The organism is Psychromonas sp. SR45-3, assembly GCF_014163575.1.
GTDB classification, from domain to species: domain Bacteria; phylum Pseudomonadota; class Gammaproteobacteria; order Enterobacterales; family Psychromonadaceae; genus Psychromonas; species Psychromonas arctica.
Genome location: NZ_JACJDP010000024.1, coordinates 44,282 through 62,264, shown reverse-complemented (window position 1 = coordinate 62,264; position 17,983 = coordinate 44,282). Strand labels below are relative to the sequence as shown.

Below are 17,983 nucleotides of genomic sequence, written 5' to 3'. Positions count from 1 at the left end.
AAAGGCTAAGAATCACTTCTTAGCCTTTTTTTTAAATTTTTTATTCTTTATTTTTTATTTTTTAAAACAACTGCGCATTTTCAATTTATAATGACGCAAAACATTATCCTAATATATTGAGCTGTTATTATTAGCCAATTTTTAATTATACCCTTTTGGAGAAATATCATGAAAGTAGTTGAAGTAAAACATCCTCTTATCCAACATAAATTAGGTTTATTACGTGAAGCGGATATTAGTACCAAACGTTTTCGTGAGTTAGCGCGTGAAGTTGCCAGTTTATTAACCTATGAAGCGACTAAAGACTTAGAGCTAGAAACAGTGACAATCCAAGGTTGGGAAGGTGAGTTAGAAGTTCAACAAATTGCCGGTAAAAAAGTCACTGTTGTGCCTATCTTACGTGCGGGTTTAGGTATGATGGATGGTGTTTTAGATTATATCCCAAGTGCAAAAGTCAGTGTGGTGGGTATTTATCGAGATGAGGAAACATTAGAGCCTGTTCCTTATTTCCAAAAATTAGTGAGCCAAATTGACCAACGTTTAGCATTAGTCGTTGACCCAATGCTAGCAACAGGCGGTTCAATGATATCAACATTAGACCTGATTAAAGAAAGCGGTTGTACCAATATTAAGGTCCTAATTTTAGTGGCTGCGCCTGAAGGTTTAAAAGCACTAGAAGCCGCACACCCAGATATCGAAGTTTATACGGCTTCTATCGATTCACATTTGAATGATAGTGGTTATATCGTCCCTGGTTTAGGTGATGCAGGTGACAAAATATTTGGTACTAAATAAAGACTAAACAGTCACTTTCAAGCATGTAGAGCATGTTTACTTAACATTTTTATTGATGAAAATATTTAAGTCAACGTGCTCATAAAAGTAAGCTTTACGATTTCAAATTATTAAAGGGAATTATTCATGTCTGACATCGCCTCAGAAGAACAATCCAAACAACCTGAGCAAGATATTACTGCCAATCTTAACGTATTTCAGCAACTACTTGCTGGTTCTCAAATGTTATTTGTTGCCTTTGGTGCATTGGTTTTAATGCCATTGATCACTGGGTTAGATCCTAATGTCGCGTTATTTACTGCGGGCATTGGAACACTCTTGTTTCAATTGGTAACAAAAGGACAGGTTCCAATCTTCTTAGCCTCTTCTTTTGCATTTATTGCACCTATTGCTTATGGCGTTCAAACTTGGGGTATTCCAGCGACTATGTCTGGTTTATTTGCCGCAGGTGTTGTTTACATGCTGATGTCTTATGCAGTAAAACTTAAAGGTGTTGATTTTATTCATCGATTATTACCGCCAGTGGTAGTTGGCCCTGTGATCATGGTGATTGGTCTTGGCCTGGCCCCTGTTGCTGTTAATATGGCGTTGGGTAAAACGGGTGATGCAAGTATGGTATTGATTGAACAAAATACCGCGATGATTATCTCTTTTGCTTCTTTAATTACCACGCTATTAGTATCAACCTTAGCAAGAGGGATCTTTAAATTAGTCCCTATTTTCTGTGGTGTAATTGTTGGTTATTTATTATCACTATTTTTTGGTATTCTTGACTTCAGTGCCATTTCAGAAGCTGCTTGGTTAAGTATTCCTCAGTTCGTTACACCCGAGTGGAATTGGCATGCAGTGTTATTCATGATCCCAGTCGCAATAGCGCCAGCCGTTGAACATGTGGGTGATATTCTCGCTATTAGCAACGTCACCGGTAAAGACTATCTTAAAAAACCAGGATTACATCGTACTTTGTTTGGTGATGGTATTGCGACCAGTGCCGCTTCGTTGTTTGGCGGTCCTCCTAATACTACTTATTCAGAAGTGACTGGCGCGGTTATGCTAACACGTAACTTTAATCCAAAAATAATGATGTGGGCAGCAGTCATTGCCATCTTATTAGCCTTTGTTGGTAAATTTGGTGCTGTATTACAAACCATACCTGGTGCAGTCATGGGCGGCATCATGATGTTGTTATTTGGTACGATCGCTTCTGTGGGTTTAAATACAATGATCCGCCATCGCGTTGATCTCTCACAGCCACGTAATATGTGTATTGTTTCAGTGACCTTAGTGTTTGGTATTGGCGGTATGGCATTGGGTATTGGTTCCTTCAGCCTACAAGGTGTGAGCCTTTGCGGTATAGTCGCCATTTTACTGAATTTGTTATTACCTCGTCATCGAGCGTAGTTTTAAATGGTTTCAGTATCCATGCTTTGAAGTATTTTCACGTACTATTCACACGTAATAGCATACAATATGACATCTAAAAAGAGGCTGAGTATCAGCCTCTTTTTTTGCCCTGTTTTTTTCCTTTAAATAGAACACTATGCTTTGTTTTTAATTACTTTTATTAAGCGGTAACGTTTACGTTGAAACTATCCTAAAATAGCAACATGACAGAATCTTCTATTACCTCTCTATCCGGTTTAATTCTATCGCGTCAACAAGTTGAGACGGCGAATGGTGTCGATCTTATTTTTTGGTTAAGCACCGAACGTGGTCCTTGCCGACTTGTGGTGCCACAACAACGTTATGTATTTCTGATTGAACAGGATCAACTTGAGCAAGCTGAACAAGTTTGGAAACAAGAAAACTGTCAGCCTAATTTTATTCGTCCGCTTGATATTAAAACCTTTAATGGCAAAAAAGTGTGTGCTATTTACACCGTTAAACAACAACTTCATAAATGGTGCCAATTAGCATTAATGCAACAAAATATTGCCACCTATGAAGGAGATATTAAACTCAGCGATCGATTTTTAATGGAGCGTTTCATCTATGGTTTGGTGAAAGTTTCTGGTCAAATTGAATGGTTAGGAAAGTATTGGTCTTGTCAGCAAGCAACGGTATCTAGTGAAATTAATCCCGATGTTATCAGTGCCAATGCAACCTTAAATATGGTGTCACTTGATGTCGAATGTAGCCCCCAAAGTGAGCTGTATAGTATTGCATTGAGCATGCATAATGTAGGCGACAAAAAGCAAGCACACCATACGGTATTGATGATAGGAAGGCCTCAAGCTGCTAATGATATTAATATCATTTGGGTTAAAGATGAACGGTCATTATTATTGCAATTAATTACTTGGTTTGATCAATATGATCCCGATGCGATCATTGGCTGGGCAGTTGCTAACTTTGATATGCGTTTATTAGCGCAACGTGCTCAAATTCTTAATGTCCCGTTAACCATTGGCCGAGATGGTAGTGCATTAAAATGGTTAACCCATAGAGATGATCCCGATAGTGGCTCAGTCATACTGAACGGGCGTGTGGTGTTAGACGGTATCGACGCATTAAAGAATGCCAGTCTACATTTTGAAAGCTATAGCTTGGAGTTTGTCAGTCAGAGTTTATTCGGTGAAGGTAAGTTAATTGAAACCAATAGTGACAAAGGGCTAGAGATTAAACGCCAATTTGAGCAAGAGCCCGTTACACTTGCACGTTATAACTTGCAGGACTGTTTATTAGTTGAACGCATTTTTGAAGACAAACAACTCGCAGAATATACGATCCAGCGAGCACGATTAACAGGACTTGCTTTGGATAGAAGGGGGGCGTCAGTTGCCGCCTTTACTAATCTATATTTACCATTATTACATCGTAGTGGTTATATCGCGCCCAATCTAGGAGATGTTCAAGCACAACACTCTCCCGGTGGATTTGTGATGGATTCGATCCCTGGGTTATATGAATGGGTGCTAGTACTCGATTTTAAATCGCTTTATCCAAATATCATTCGTAGCTTTAAAATTGACCCAATGGGCATGATTGAAGGTTTATTAGCTCCTGAAGAAGAAACAATTCCTGGATTTAGAGGGGCAAGGTTTAGTCGAACTGAACATCATCTGCCTAGTTTATTAAACACATTAACCAGTGCGCGAGAACAAGCTAAAAAAGAAAAAAATAATGCGTTTCAACATGCCATAAAAATTATTATGAACAGTATGTATGGGGTATTAGGATCTGCAGGTTGTCGGTTTCATGATACGCGCTTAGCGAGTTCAATCACCTTGCGTGGACATCAAATTATGCAACAAACTGCGCGTTTTATTGAAAACAAAGGGCAAAAAGTCATCTATGGCGATACTGACTCCACTTTTGTCTACCTCAAAGATTGCAAAAATTTACAGCAAGCGAATCAAATTGGCCAACAACTCGCGTTGGATATCAATCAGTATTGGGCTGATTTATTACGTCTGGACTTTAATCTTGATTGCTTTTTAGAGATAGAATTTGAAACGGCTTTTTCTAAGTTTTTTATGCCTACCCTACGCGGCCAAGATACAGGTTCTAAAAAGCGTTATGCAGGGTTAACCGCCACTGAAAGTGGTGAAAAAATGGTATTTAAAGGGTTGGAAACCGTGCGCTCAGATTGGACTGAATTAGCGCAAACGTTTCAAAAAACGTTATATCAAAAGATATTTGCCGAGTTACCTGTTGAAGCATATATCACTGATACCATTGAGCAACTAAAACAAGGTTTGTTGGATGATAAGCTTGTCTATCATAAAAGACTACGTCGTCCTCTGGCTGATTATATTAAAAACATTCCCCCACAAGTACGTGCCGCACGACTAGCAGATCAACAAAATGCAGCGTTAGGGTTACCACTGCGCTATCAGCAACGCGGGCGCATTGGTTATTTATTAACAGTAAATGGGCCAGAACCGCAAGAATATTGTCATTCTGATATTGATTATCAGCAGTACATCGATAAACAACTAAAACCTATTGCAGAGGCAATTTTGCCTGTATTAGGTAAAGATTTTAATATGATAACGTCGGATCAAATGTCTCTATTTTAACCAACGAGAATGATCAGCTATTTAGCTTAAATGGTATTCTTAGGCCTATTAGGTTGTGCTTAACACAACAGTTATCAAGACTAAGTGCCAACGTTAAACATCAAAAGTAGAAGGTGAGCTATCCCGACTATTATCAAATACAGTGAGAAGTGAAGTGATAAAAGTGCCGAAGTGTTTGCGTCAGCTTCGGCACTGATTTAGGCATGTTTAATAGGCTAATTTAGCCTACTTATTTGTTATTATAGAGGCTGGTGTTATTCATTCTTAATAAGGCGCTGGGTACTTTTTAAATACCGCACTGATATCACTTAACGCTTGTTCAGATAAAGGCGCTTTAAATGCTTCGATGTTCTCTTTTAATTGCGTCATTTTAGTCGCGCCAATAATGGTCGACGTTACACCATCTATTTGGTCGCACCATTTCAAGGCCAATTGTGCCGTGGTTATGCCATTCTGATGGGCAATGTCTTGATAAGCTTTCACCGCTGCTTCACTTTCAGGCGTATCTCTAAATAAACCATTACGTTGCTTAATGCTCCAACGGCTGCCTGCTGGACATTGTCCATCTAAATATTTGCCACTTAGCATGCCTGTTGCTAATGGTGACCAAGGTAAGTACGCGATATCTTCATGTACACAGTTTTCGATTAAATATGGCCAATCTTTGGCATGTAATAAATTGAACTCATTTTGAATAGATACCATACGCGGTAAGTTATGTTGCTCACTAAGTTTTAAGAAGCTATTAATGCCCCAAGGTGTATCGTCTGATAAACCGCAGTATCTTATTTTCCCAGCTTTAACACACTTATCTAAACCTTGAAGTATATCGAGCATCGAATCTGTTTGTCGTGCTGTCTCGCTATCAGAGAATTTAAACGTATTAGGTATGTGACGTCCAAAATGAGGAGACTGACGATTTGGCCAATGTAATTGGTAAAGATCAATGTAATCCGTTTGTAAGCGTTTTAAAGAGGCTTCTACTGAACTGATCACTGCTTCACCGGTTATATCGCCGCCATTTCTTACCCAAGGTAGTCCTGATCCGGCAATTTTTGAAGCTAAAATGATATCTTTACGTTGACTGGCATTATTATTTAAATAATGGCCTATGATTGATTCTGTTTTTCCATATGTATCAGCAGAAGGAGGCACTGCGTACATTTCTGCGGTATCGATGAAATTAATACCCTGTGTTAATGCATAGGCTATTTGTTGGTCTGCATCTTGTTGATTATTCTGCAAGCCCCATGTCATGCTTCCTAAACAAATTCGAGAAACTGATTCATCACTACTGCCTAACGTTGAAAACTGCATACTCACCCTTTTATATCTTGAAAAAAACTCTTAATGTAACTGCTTATGAAGCTGTTGTATATTATCGAATAGGTGAAAAATAGAGTGATAATTATTATCGTCAATATTTTTTTATCATTAAATTGACTTAATAATCAAAAAAATGACTGATTAATCTCATATTTTATAGAAAATGATTTTTAATCTTATTTTTTATGTAAATTTTTATCGAATTATTTTAAATAATGAGTTAAAAAGAGTAGGTATGGTTTTTTATTTAATCGTAGATAAAAGTCTCCCGTACTTAATATTTAAAATTAGTTTTTTGTAGTTATAAATAAGCCTATAACGGCATAGCAATACTGTCATGATTGGAGAATTAAAATGGCACACTCAAATAGAAACTCTCTACAAACTGAAGATGAGACTCAAGATATCACTGATTTTTTTCCTGAAGATGATTGGGATGAAGAAAATGCATCGATGAAGAAAAAACAAGCATTATTAAATGATAGAAAAAGAGGCAAAGTTCGCCGTAGTATTGAAGAGTTAAAAGAAAGAAGACGTTTAAAAGAACTATTAGGTGATGATTACGACGACTTAGATTACTTAGATAGTTAACATATTTTTATAGATAAATTAATAATGTTGCTTTGTAACTTGCTTATAAAAAGTTAACTTCATTAAATACTAATGTTAGTGATTTAGCTTAGGTCAAAGTACGGGGCATATTATCCTTTTATCTGTTAAAAAGGGTTGATGGAAACATCAGCCTTTTTTTTACATTTTTCCCACTTGTTATGAGAATCTAGGATTCAATTGATTTCACAAACACCATTCTATGGTATTGAACTATTCCAGCACATTTTTCCATACCGCTTTGTTCTGCTTTGTTCTGTTTTCTTACTATTCATATGATTCTGCAATTGATGTCACTAAACCCGAGAGTAATTAGTATCAATCAGCCATACCAATTTAGCGCTGAATATGATCTAATATTGTTAGGAAAAAAAATCAGTTAGTTATATATGAAAGAATAATTTATTAATAAAATTAATATACCTTAGCCTATTCCATTAATAGAGTCATTTTCGGTGTATTTTAATTATTATCCTCATTTAAAAAGTGATCATCAGTAAGGGATTCCGCATGAAAGTATTAGCATTGGCAGCCAGTAATTCAAAAAACTCAATGAATCGGAAGCTAGCAAACTACACCGCACATTTAATAGAAGGAGCTGAAGTTGAATTATTGGATCTTAATGATTTTGAAATGCCAATTTATAGTATTCAACGAGAAGTAGAGTTAGGAAAACCGCAACAGGCACAGGACTTTTACGACAAAATTACCGAAGCTGACGCCATTGTTATTTCTTATGCAGAGCATAACGGGTCATTCACAGCAGCTTATAAAAATCTTTTTGATTGGACCTCACGTATCGACATTAAAGTGTACCAAAATAAACCGATGTTAATGTTATCCGCTTCTCCTGGTCCTGGTGGAGCGGCATCAGTATTGGCCTCGGCGGTGGGATCTGCTCCTTATTTTGCAGCTGATCTAAAGGGTTCGCTGTCTATGCCAAACTTTTTTGATAACTATAATATTGAAACTCGTTCGGTAAAGAATAAAGAAATTGATGCCAAACTAAGAGACTTAGTCACACTGTTAGTTAATGATATAGGTGTTAGCACAGTAATGTGATTTTTATGTTTTGTTCCTGATAAAGATGCATTAATTTAATGCATCTTTATTGTGCTTATAATCTGAATAAGTACAGGGGTAAGTTATCTGTTTGTTGTGTGATCTTTGGGCTTATTTAAATTTTCGCATCGTAAAATTTTTATATCGTTAAATTTCATCAGACTCAAAAGCTTGATTTGCTTTATCAAAAGCATCACCTTTTTCTGGTGCATCTGACTCTTCAAATAATTTATCTAGCTTTTCACTGCCTTTTTGCCATAACTCTTTACTTGATTCTTTACCATCTTCCCAAAGGCCTTTACTGGTTTCTTTACTTTTATCCCAAATTTCTTTACTTTTTTCTTTGCTAGTTTCCCACATTTCTTGGCTTGATTCAGTGCCTTCTTTCCATGCTTTGCTGGTGGTTTCTTTACCCGTCTCTAATGCATCTTGGCTTATTTTTTTACTTTTATCCCAGATCTCTTCACTGGACTTTTTAACTTCGTCCCAAGATTTAGTGGGCTCAGTTTTTTTGGCTGCAGAAGTTTTATATAGCGTCTCTGCGTCAATTACAGTATCCACCGTTGCTTTTGCGTGGCTTACTTGTTTGGTGCTTAATGGAGCGTCAAGCACTGCTACTGCAGAATCTTGGTTGATTTCATCGGCATTACAGGCTGCAACAAATAACACACTACATAGACATAATGATGATGTTACTTTTTTGGTTAGTTTCATATTTGGTTCTCTCGTTAAATTCGTTATCAAATATACTATTTCAATGTTTTTTAAAAATCTGTTTGGTTCATTCAAACAATGTTATTTAATCAATCTGGTGTTTTATTAAGGTAAGCATATGGCGATAATGCAAAGTAATACCAATATTATAAAAGACACCTAGTTAAAAGTATTGCTTATTAGTCAAGCAATAGTGGACATAGTTGCAAATAAAAGCGACCAAGGCTTGAATTATGGGAACAGATAAAATACTGTCTATAAAAACAGTTGGAGTAAACGTTGAAACTATATATTGCTGAAAAACCTAGCCTAGGGCGTGCGGTTGCAGATGCATTACCTAAACCACATCGTAAAGCTGATGGTTGTATTTATGCTGGTAATGGTGATGTGGTGAGTTGGTGTATCGGGCATTTATTAACTCAAGTAGATCCTGAAGCCTATGACTCGAGCTTTAAGCAATGGAAGTTTGAACATTTACCGATCATTCCTGAACAATGGAAATTGAAGTCTGTTGCCAAAACGAGCAAGCAATTAAGTATTTTAAAAAAGTTAATTAAACAAGCTGACCAACTAGTGCATGTTGGGGACCCTGATAGAGAGGGTCAACTGTTGGTCGATGAAGTGATTCATTTTAGTGGTGTTAAAGGCAATAAATTAAAACAAGTTGAGCGTTGTTTAATAAGCGATTTAACCGTTAATGCGGTGAAACGTTCCATTCAAAATTTACGTTCAAACCAAGATTTTATTCCACTTTCAACTTCGGCATTAGCAAGAACGCGTGCCGACTGGTTGTACGGTTTAAATTTAACCCGTGCTTATACTTTATTAGCCCAAAAATCGGGTTATAAAGGGGTTATTTCAGTGGGGAGAGTACAAACGCCATTGTTAGGGTTAGTGGCAAAGCGTGATAAAGAGATTGAGCAGTTTGTTAGTAAACCTTTTTATGAAGTATTAGCGCATTTGATGGAAAATAAAAATACAGAGCAGGTATTTACGGCTAAATGGCAACCTAGTGAGGCTTGCGCTCCCTACCAAGATCCAGAAGGCCGAGTGCTGATCAAAGCATTGGCTGAAAATGTAGCGACTAGGATCACCGACCAACCTGCCACAGTATTAAGCTTTATTAAGAAAAATAAAAAACAAGTTGCTCCATTGCCTTACAACTTATCTGGATTACAAATTGATGCCGCAAAACGTTTTGGATACAGTGCGCAACAAGTCTTAGATGCAGCGCAAGCTCTCTATGAGCGCCACAAACTAATTACTTATCCGCGTTCAGATTCACGTTATTTACCGCGTAATCATCACCAACAAGCTAAATACGTTACTCAAGCTGTTGCAAATAATGAACCGTTATTGCATCAAGCTGTGCAGGATGCAAATCTGTCGATTAAAGGGCGGGCATGGAATGACAGTAAAGTAGATGCACACCATGCAATTATTCCAACGGATACTAAAAAATCCACTAGTTCGTTAGATATTGTTGCTAAAAATATTTATCAATTGGTTGCTCGTCAGTATCTCAGTCAATTTTATGATGATTATTGTTATGCTGAATGTGTTGCTGAGATTGAGATCAATAAAGGCCTGTTCATTAGTAAAGCCAAATCAAAACAAAGCGATGGTTGGAAGGTATTATTTCCCCAAAAAGAAACGGAAAATTTTTTACCGACATTAAAAAAAGGGCAAATATTATACTGTCAACGTGGTGAAGTCATTGATAAAAATACACAGCCTCCAGCTCATTTCACCGATGCAACTTTATTAGCCGCAATGAGTAATATTGCACGTTTTGTTAAAGATTCAGAACTTAAAAAAGTGCTTAAAGAAACCGATGGATTGGGTACTGAAGCAACAAGAGCTGGGATTATAGAACTATTGTTTAAGCGTCAATTTTTACAGCGAATTGGTAAAACGATTCAGGCAACAGAGGTTGGTCGTAAGTTAATTGAGAGTTTACCGGATAGTTTGACGTTACCCGATATGACTGCGTTATGGGAAATGCAGTTAAATGCAATTAGCCAAAAGCAACAAAGTTATCAAGGGTTTGTCTCTCCATTGCAGGAGCAGCTTGGTGAAATTATTAAAAAGGCGATCAGTGATGGCCCTCAATCACTGGTTAATTTACCGGTAACGGGCCAAAGTGGGTTTAAAAAATCATATACGAAAAGAAAAGCGACGACTAAAAAGCCTGGTTTAGTTAAGAAAGTATCTAAAACTAAAAGAGTAGCAAAATAATTATTGAAGGGCGCCTAGCTTATAGATATGGAGGACTGTTTAGGTAGATGAAATGACCGAGTCGACTTATGGTATTAATATAAGTCGATTGAATGACTGATTAATTCAATACTCAAGGCCCGTTAAGTAGAGACCTTAAGCATGCTTGGTTTATCCAAAATTAAGTAACTGCCTACTAGTTGGGCTTTTGCATCGCTGCGGTGGCTTTTTGTGCCTTTACTGAGGCAGTATCAATATTAACCACGTTAATTGTTTCAACACCAGCTATTGCTTGGTGCTTATCTTTTTCAATCGCAAAAACAACCAAAGCAATTAAACGATAAAAACCATGGATAAATTTACCATAGGGCATGGAAAGAAAAAATGTCATGACAATACCTAAATGTAAGCTTAATACCAAACCTACCCATTGTGTATCTCTTAACAACATCAGTAAAAGTCCAGAAATACTCGTTAATAAAAGTAATACTAAAAAAATCACATCCATGCCTTTATTGGTTTTTCCTTTCACTTCATTGGGCGCTCTATATTTGATCGAGAGCAAGCCAATCGGCCCTACAATTAATCCTATGCCACCCAGGATCCCAAATAGCTTTGGTAAGCTAATGTAGTGATAGGGTGCTGGTAAATTAAATCCATAATGCATGACTGTCGCCGTTGATGTCGCAGCAAAGCACAGCATAAAACCCCAAAATGTCATTTGATGATACCAGCGGCGTGCCATGGAAGGTTGTTCAGTTTCGTGAGAGCAACCTTGATCATTACCCCCATCTAAATATTTTAATGTTAATGCATCTTTCACACCTTGTCTTACCTGTTTCCAGTTCAAGCTAAACGGAGAAGGCAGGCACATGGTTTTCCAGAATTTGATGACCGAGGCAAGCATTGCAATCGCTACAAAAGCGGAGACAGTGGAAAATATAAATGCCATTGTATTGTGCGAAATTACGCCGTAAAAGGCCTGCTCTTGTACATCCCAAAAACCATCCCCAGTCAATATCTTGGTGATTATAAAGAAGCTTGTAATTACTATAATTGATAGTAACGACATCCATAAACCATTATTAGCAAAAAGCTTACCCATAAATCCTGGCCATGCATAGACACCATAATTTTCTTGTCTCAGTTCCGCCATAGCAGCCGGTACGTTAAGGTCAAATTCATGTGGAGCAGTGTATTGACAATTGTGATAACACGAGCCGCAGTTATGACAAAGGTTGGCTAAATAATCTAAATTATCTGCGTTAAATTCTAAACGTAATTCCATCGCTTGAAACACTGCGCAATGACCTTCGCAATAACGACATGCATTACAAATGGTCATGACTCTTTGTGCTTCCTTTACTTTATTAGTTGTTCGCATAATCAGCCGCCTCGCTTCCTGCAATTCTTCCAAATACATTCCCAATGGTCATACCTATTCCTGCAAGGTAACCTTGTCCGAGTATATTTCCGGCCATTATTTCTCCTGCTGCAAAGATATTTTTACTTGTTTTTCCATCGGACATTTTCATTTTAGCTTGTTCATTAACCTCAACGCCTAGGTAAGTAAAAGTAATACCGGGGCGTAATGAGTAGGCACTGAAAGGCGGTGTATCAATAGCTCTCGCCCAATTACTTTTGTTGGTCTTTAAACCTGCGGTATGAACACCATCAAGTTCGGTATGATCAAAACTTCCTGGTTGAACTGCCGCATTATATTCATTAACGGTCTCTTCTAAGGTAACAGGAGAGACACCCATTTTTTCAGCTAGCTCGGCAATTGTATTTGCCGTTTGTGCGGGAAATACAGGAGGCATAAATGAACCTTTTGCTTTTTGATCAATAATGACGTGTGCTACTTGGTCGGGTTGTGCTGCAACTAAGCGCCCCCATATAGCATAACGTTTAGGCCAAAAGTCTTCGCCTTCATCGTAAAAACGTTGCGCATCTTTATTAACGACAATACCTAAAGAAACACAGTCAACGCGAGTACATATTCCGCCATCAAATTTTGGTGCGCGACCATCAATCGCTACGGCATGGCATTGATTTGATTCGCCAACTTGTTGAGCGCCTGCATTAAGTAATAGCTTCAGCACTGCGCCTTTGTTGTAGGGGGTACCTCTAATAATAAAGTTTTCAGCAACGTCTCCCCACGCTTCCTTCAGCCAGTCTATATTCGCTTCAAACCCACCACTGGCAGCAATCAAAGATTTACCTGAAATCTGCTGATCACCTACGGATAAACTTTTAAAAACACCGTCTTCTATGTTTATATCCGTCACCATTGCATCGTAATGTACTTCAACTTTTAGCTGCTCTGCATAATGGTAAAGTGCATTTATTAATTGCTTACCTCCGCCCATGAAAAATGCATTGGTACGGCCTAGGTGCAGAGTGCCGCCTAAAGGTGGTTGAAACTGAACTCCATGCTGTTCTAACCATTGCACAGATTCTGACGATCGCTTAAGGGTCATCCTTGCTAAGTTCTCATTGGTTTTTCCTTGTGTTACACGCATTAAGTCTTGCCAATATTCCTGTTCGTCATAAGTACCACTTAATATCGAAAGTGGCCCAATGTGCATAGGACGTAAATTTCTAGTGTGGCGTGTATTACCGCCTCGGTATGAGCGCGGCGCTCCCTCTAATAAACAAACTTTAGCTCCCTTTTCTGCAGCGACTATTGCAGCCACAATGCCCGCCTGCCCTCCGCCTGCAATAACAACATCATAGTGTTCATGCTCTAACTTCATTTAACCTCCTCTATGATAAAAACTAAAGAATACTCTTGTATACAATTGCATTTAAGTTGAATGTTTTTATTATTTATGTCAAGTTATAATGTAAAAAATGTTTAAACAGATCACGACAATCGAACGCTTCGTTCATCAATTAAGGCAACTAATGGCAGATACAAGTAGTGAAAATAAATCTCGTGGTGAGGTTGCATACCAGAAGTTACTGACTGCAATTAAACAAGGTGAATTAAAACCTGGGGCGCGAGTAAGGGAAGTCGAAATTGCCGAAAGGTTTGGTATCAGCCGTACTCCTGTGCGTGATGCTATTCGCCGTTTGGAAAGTGATGGTTTATTGATTCATGTTGCAAGGCAAGGCGCGGTAATAAAAGAACTCTCGGATCGTGAAGTGATTGAACTGTATGAGACACGAGAAGTACTTGAAGGTACTGCTGCATTGTTTGCAACACGCCATATTTCAGAAGCAGAAATTACCGAATTAGAAGATTTAAATGACATCATGTTGGAAAATGCAGAAGATGCGATTAAAGCGGCAGCAGCCAATCGACTTTTTCACCAAGCGTTATACCAAGCTGCTAATAATCGTTATTTAATCGACGCATTAAATGCACTCACTAATGCGATGACCTTATTAGGGGGAACAACTTTAAACAAACCTGAACGCATAACATTAGCCCATGCTGAACATAAAGAGATTATTGCTGGAATACGAGATAAAAATGCAGAAGCTGCAGAGCAAGCGGCTCGTAAGCACATTCGCCATGCACAACGAATGCGAATGCGAATGATCCGTGAGGCGCAAGTCGCAAACTGTTAATATTGTTAGTATTTTCTTCAAGCAATGTTTAAAACTGTTAACATTGCTATTGTGATTTACATTTGATTTACCAATACTCAACATTTACATACATCTCCATATCATTTAAGTAAATACCTATGTAATTTCCATATCATTTTAGATGATCTGGTTGGTTAGTTCTTGAAAATAAACTCAAGTTGCAGGTTGTTTAGTTTCAAATTGATGTGACACTGGGTTGTAGGGCTGAGTTGAATGATGTTTTCAGATTTGGTTAATGTAGCTCTGTTTACGCTTGTAATGCTGAATCAATGTGTGCTCGCGCAAGGAAGTGCAAGCTTATTAACAACCGGCGTTGTATAAAAATGAGTATAAAAGTAAATTTATCAGTTGATGGCAGAATATGAGAATTTTAATTGTAGAAGATGATCGCCTAATAAGTGAAGCCCTTGAGTCTCGTTTTAAGGACCTTGGTCATGGTGTAGATTGTGTTTACGATGGCGAAGTTGCTTTTTCTATGGTTACTCATACCCAATTTGATCTGATCATACTGGATTTAAATTTACCCAATAAATCTGGAGAGCAAATTATTAAGCGTATTCGTCAACATTTCAACACCCCTGTATTAATTCTTACTGCTCGCAGTGAAATATATGATCGTATTCAATTGCTTGATTTAGGTGCGGATGATTATTTATCTAAACCCTTTGATTTTGGCGAACTTGAAGCGCGTTGTCGTGCAATTGTAAGGCGCAGACAAGGCAGTGATCATAACGATATTACTTATGGTGATATCGAGTTTAATACTGCCAATTGTAGCGTTCAGGTGAAGGGGGAAATTATTGAATTAAAGCAGCGTGAATATCGTTTATTAGAAATCTTTATTACACATCCAAACCGAGTGATGAGTAAAGAGGAGATCATTGATCATCTTTATGGTTATGATAATCCACCGAATACTAATGCCATTGAAACCTATGTAGGGCGTTTAAGAAAGGCAATAATTAACAGTAATGTGGAAATAAAAACACTGCGCGGATTAGGTTATTTATTTAACCAAGTTGAAGCTTAAGAGATAGGACACTATAGATTGTCAAACACATTCTTTTCAAATAAATCAATCTCAACAAAATCATTCTCTACTCGTTCATTACGTTTTCAATTAATTTTTTCTGCTTCTGTTTTAATGCTACTGATAAGCTTAATCGCGTTAGTTGCGGTAAAACGGTATGCCTATCAAACCGCGCAAATATCCTATGATCGTTATCTGAGTAATTCTGCGCGACAAATCATGGATCAGGTACGTTTTAATAATCTGCAGTTTAGTGTGGATATCCCATTCTCTGCCTTTAAGTCATTAACTAATTCGCCTCGAGATAAAGTGTATTATCTAGTGACTACCCAGGGACTTAATTATATTACTGGGTATCAGAGTCTACTTGAGCAAAAAGAGGTCATTAATACTATTCGAAATTATCCTATTAAATTGGAACCAGAAGCCGAGTTCTTTCACCTGAAGTTTAAAGATAGCTTAATACGTTTTTCCATTGTTAGTCGTGCCATTAATACCAGTGAAGGGCCCAAAAATGTGTTTATTTTAATCGGGCAAACAACCGAATCTCGTAAAGCTTGGGAAACGGAGTTGTCGAATTTTGCTGCAAAATTGATTCTCGCTTTTGTCGCATGTGCATTATTAGTTATTGTTATACTGATTAACAAAGTACTGAAATCCGTGAACACAATAAATCAAAAAATAGCAAAACGTTCTAATGTCGATCTCACACCTATTCGCTTAGATGCACCCCAAGAGATTAATCATCTTATTAATACTATTAATCAATTTATGGCGCAGTTAGATAGCACCTTAACGAATTTAAAAAACTTTACTAGCGAGGCCGCGCATCAATTAAATACGCCGTTAGCAGGGCTTAGAGCACAACTTGATTTAGCACTTAATAAAAGTAAAGAGCCTGAAACGCTTGATTCCTTAAGAAAAATTTCTTCTGCTTGTCATCTCTTAGAACGCACCATCTTACAGTTATTGAATCATGCAACGATTAAACACCGATACCAAAGTATTGAGCCCGAAGCGATTCATATCAATCAGCTAGTGAAAACCGTTTGTCGCGATCTTGCCATTAATGCGTTGCAGCAAGAGATAGAATTAAGCTATCAAGATAGCTTACAGTTTAGTATTCAAGGCGATGAATTTGCATTATCGCAAATGTTAAAGAATTTGATTGAGAATGCGATTAAATATTCATCTGAAGGAGGGAAAATAGACGTTGAGATTTGTCAACAGGGCAGTAAAGCTGTCTTGTTCATTCGTGATTATGGACCTGGTATTGATGCTGCAGACAAACCCTATGTTTTTGAACGCTTTTATCGAAGCCCTAATGCTAACAGCAATGGCACCGGTTTAGGTATGAGTATTGCTTTAGATGTTGCGCGAAAATCAAATGCCATCTTAAGTTTAGAAGATTCTGACCCACACGGTTTAACGGTTAAAGTACAATTCCCACATAAATTTTGGCAGGCAATAATATGAAGCATAAAACAGCTCAATTTAGTTTTGTTGATTGTTTGTTTATAGTCATCAGTTGCTTTGGTTTTGTACCTAAAGCGGTCTCTGCGATGGTTGATTTTAATTTACCTAAAGTCGTTGAGTTGTCAATTTATGGCGCAGCATACTTATCGGAAATGCAACCTCTACTTGATGATTTTCACAAAAAAAATCCAAACATATCCATCCAATATTATCCGGCCAGTAGTAATCAACTTGTTCGCCATATCAGAGAAGATAACAAACCGAGAGCGGATCTTACCATTAGCTCTGTCATGGACTTACAAATTCAGTTAGTCAATGATGGTTATGCCCTGCCATATAAAATGGATATGCTTGGTAGTGACTACCAATCTGGCATCATTCCGCATTGGAGTCATTGGCGGGATGAATTATTTGGTTTCAGCTTTGAGCCTAGTGTGATGGTGTTTAATAAAGCATTTTTAGCGGATAAAGAAGTACCAAGTGACCGTATTAAATTATTAAGCTTTATCCGTCATTATAGTGAACAGTTAGTGGGAAAAATAGGTGTCTATGACATCCGGACGGTAGGAATAGGGTACTTGCTATGGTCTTTTGAACGAGTGCAAGCAGCAAATAATGGTCAATTTTTAGAGTTATTTAATCATCACAATGCACGTACTTTTGAGAGTACTTCATCTATGTTACAAGCGCTTAGCAACGGTGAAATTCTAATGGCTTATAATATTATGGGGTCTTATGCTAAATCTTGGCAGGAAAAGCATCAAGATTTGGTGGTTATTACAGCCAATGATTACACCCCAGTGGTGATACGAAGCGTCTTTATCAATAAAACAACAACTCATCCAAAACAAGCTAAACAATTTATTGATTATCTGTTGTCGTATTCCGGGCAGATGTTGATGGCAGAAAAAACTAATATGCCTCCTGTCAGAACAGATATTCGTTCAGAAAATTCTGCTTATTTCATGCGTGAGCAGTACGCCAATCAATTAAAACCATTACCTTTAGACGTGAGCTTATTAATATTTTCAGACCATAGTAAAAAGGAAATTGTAATAACTGAGTGGGAGAACGCATTAAAGCAATATGATTAGCAAAACATGCGATATTTAATGCTTCAGTCAGCTTGTTGACA

14 protein-coding genes are annotated in these 17,983 nt (G+C 37.6%); 10 read left to right on the top strand and 4 right to left on the bottom strand.

Annotated elements, in window-relative coordinates; translation table 11 throughout:
- The first annotated feature begins 168 nt into the window (after nt 1-168).
- The 3 genes from upp to H5084_RS13165 all read left to right on the top strand — a co-directional run bounded on the left by upp (nt 169) and on the right by H5084_RS13165 (nt 4,817).
- Nucleotides 169-795 carry a uracil phosphoribosyltransferase gene (gene upp, locus H5084_RS13175; protein WP_182690764.1) on the top strand — a complete coding sequence of 209 codons (627 nt, stop codon included), beginning with the start codon at nt 169-171 and terminating at the stop codon, nt 793-795.
- Between the two features lie 126 nt (nt 796-921).
- A complete protein-coding gene (locus tag H5084_RS13170) occupies nt 922-2,196 on the top strand; it encodes a uracil-xanthine permease family protein (protein WP_182690763.1) in 1,275 nt (424 codons plus the stop codon).
- Between the two features lie 206 nt (nt 2,197-2,402).
- Complete coding sequence (locus tag H5084_RS13165) at nt 2,403-4,817, top strand: DNA polymerase II (RefSeq protein WP_182690762.1); 2,415 nt, start codon at nt 2,403-2,405, stop codon at nt 4,815-4,817.
- A 264-nt stretch (nt 4,818-5,081) separates the two neighbouring features.
- On the opposite strand, the gene H5084_RS13160 is transcribed toward H5084_RS13165, so the two are convergent.
- The gene (locus tag H5084_RS13160; protein ID WP_182690761.1) at nt 5,082-6,134 is read right to left on the bottom strand and encodes an aldo/keto reductase; all 1,053 of its coding nucleotides are present in this window, start codon (nt 6,132-6,134) and stop codon (nt 5,082-5,084) included.
- Nucleotides 6,135-6,497: 363 nt separating this feature from the next.
- Here H5084_RS13160 and H5084_RS13155 point away from each other — a divergent pair, with 363 nt between their 5' ends.
- Both H5084_RS13155 and H5084_RS13150 read left to right on the top strand, forming a co-directional pair.
- Entirely contained in the window at nt 6,498-6,734 is a 237-nt protein-coding gene (locus tag H5084_RS13155; protein ID WP_028870257.1) for a PA3496 family putative envelope integrity protein, read from the top strand.
- A 528-nt stretch (nt 6,735-7,262) separates the two neighbouring features.
- Nucleotides 7,263-7,814 (top strand): NADPH-dependent FMN reductase, encoded by a 552-nt coding sequence (locus tag H5084_RS13150; protein WP_028870258.1) that lies wholly within the window; start codon nt 7,263-7,265, stop codon nt 7,812-7,814.
- Between the two features lie 147 nt (nt 7,815-7,961).
- Here the strand turns inward: H5084_RS13150 and H5084_RS13145 are convergent, their stop codons facing one another.
- Nucleotides 7,962-8,528 carry a hypothetical protein gene (locus H5084_RS13145; protein ID WP_028870259.1) on the bottom strand — a complete coding sequence of 189 codons (567 nt, stop codon included), beginning with the start codon at nt 8,526-8,528 and terminating at the stop codon, nt 7,962-7,964.
- A gap of 279 nt (nt 8,529-8,807) precedes the next feature.
- On the opposite strand from H5084_RS13145, the gene H5084_RS13140 reads away from it, so the two are divergent.
- Nucleotides 8,808-10,766, top strand: coding sequence for a DNA topoisomerase III (locus H5084_RS13140; RefSeq protein WP_182690760.1), 1,959 nt, complete (start codon nt 8,808-8,810; stop codon nt 10,764-10,766).
- Between the two features lie 175 nt (nt 10,767-10,941).
- On the opposite strand, the gene tcuB is transcribed toward H5084_RS13140, so the two are convergent.
- Together tcuB and tcuA are read right to left on the bottom strand one after the other, a co-directional pair.
- A complete protein-coding gene (tcuB, locus tag H5084_RS13135; protein ID WP_182690759.1) occupies nt 10,942-12,129 on the bottom strand; it encodes a tricarballylate utilization 4Fe-4S protein TcuB in 1,188 nt (395 codons plus the stop codon).
- On the bottom strand, nt 12,116-13,501 hold the full coding sequence (gene tcuA / locus H5084_RS13130) for an FAD-dependent tricarballylate dehydrogenase TcuA (protein ID WP_182690758.1): 1,386 nt from the start codon (nt 13,499-13,501) through the stop codon (nt 12,116-12,118). Before tcuA ends, tcuB begins: the two co-directional genes overlap by 14 nt.
- A gap of 151 nt (nt 13,502-13,652) precedes the next feature.
- Between tcuA and H5084_RS13125 the strand changes: the two genes are divergently transcribed.
- The 4 genes from H5084_RS13125 to H5084_RS13110 all read left to right on the top strand — a co-directional run bounded on the left by H5084_RS13125 (nt 13,653) and on the right by H5084_RS13110 (nt 17,942).
- Nucleotides 13,653-14,321, top strand: a complete 669-nt coding sequence (locus tag H5084_RS13125; protein ID WP_182690757.1) for a GntR family transcriptional regulator — start codon at nt 13,653-13,655, stop codon at nt 14,319-14,321.
- Nucleotides 14,322-14,703: 382 nt separating this feature from the next.
- A complete protein-coding gene (locus H5084_RS13120; RefSeq protein WP_182690756.1) occupies nt 14,704-15,372 on the top strand; it encodes a response regulator transcription factor in 669 nt (222 codons plus the stop codon).
- 18 nt (nt 15,373-15,390) lie between these two features.
- Nucleotides 15,391-16,848: a sensor histidine kinase gene (locus H5084_RS13115; RefSeq protein ID WP_220485963.1), complete on the top strand. Its 1,458-nt coding sequence runs from the start codon at nt 15,391-15,393 to the stop codon at nt 16,846-16,848.
- On the top strand, nt 16,845-17,942 hold the full coding sequence (locus H5084_RS13110; protein WP_220485962.1) for an ABC transporter substrate-binding protein: 1,098 nt from the start codon (nt 16,845-16,847) through the stop codon (nt 17,940-17,942). The genes H5084_RS13115 and H5084_RS13110 overlap by 4 nt, the downstream gene beginning before the upstream one ends.
- The last annotated feature ends 41 nt before the right edge of the window (nt 17,943-17,983 follow it).

Bases quoted from the DNA above. Each gene is read 5' to 3' on its own strand.
- H5084_RS13150 (WP_028870258.1), top strand. From the start codon at position 7,263: ATGAAAGTATTAGCATTGGCAGCCAGTAATTCAAAAAACTCAATGAAT.
- H5084_RS13160 (WP_182690761.1), bottom strand. From the start codon at position 6,134: ATGCAGTTTTCAACGTTAGGCAGTAGTGATGAATCAGTTTCTCGAATT.
- H5084_RS13155 (WP_028870257.1), top strand. From the start codon at position 6,498: ATGGCACACTCAAATAGAAACTCTCTACAAACTGAAGATGAGACTCAA.
- upp (WP_182690764.1), top strand. From the start codon at position 169: ATGAAAGTAGTTGAAGTAAAACATCCTCTTATCCAACATAAATTAGGT.
- H5084_RS13120 (WP_182690756.1), top strand. From the start codon at position 14,704: ATGAGAATTTTAATTGTAGAAGATGATCGCCTAATAAGTGAAGCCCTT.
- H5084_RS13170 (WP_182690763.1), top strand. From the start codon at position 922: ATGTCTGACATCGCCTCAGAAGAACAATCCAAACAACCTGAGCAAGAT.
- H5084_RS13110 (WP_220485962.1), top strand. From the start codon at position 16,845: ATGAAGCATAAAACAGCTCAATTTAGTTTTGTTGATTGTTTGTTTATA.
- H5084_RS13125 (WP_182690757.1), top strand. From the start codon at position 13,653: ATGGCAGATACAAGTAGTGAAAATAAATCTCGTGGTGAGGTTGCATAC.
- tcuA (WP_182690758.1), bottom strand. From the start codon at position 13,501: ATGAAGTTAGAGCATGAACACTATGATGTTGTTATTGCAGGCGGAGGG.
- H5084_RS13145 (WP_028870259.1), bottom strand. From the start codon at position 8,528: ATGAAACTAACCAAAAAAGTAACATCATCATTATGTCTATGTAGTGTG.
- H5084_RS13165 (WP_182690762.1), top strand. From the start codon at position 2,403: ATGACAGAATCTTCTATTACCTCTCTATCCGGTTTAATTCTATCGCGT.
- tcuB (WP_182690759.1), bottom strand. From the start codon at position 12,129: ATGCGAACAACTAATAAAGTAAAGGAAGCACAAAGAGTCATGACCATT.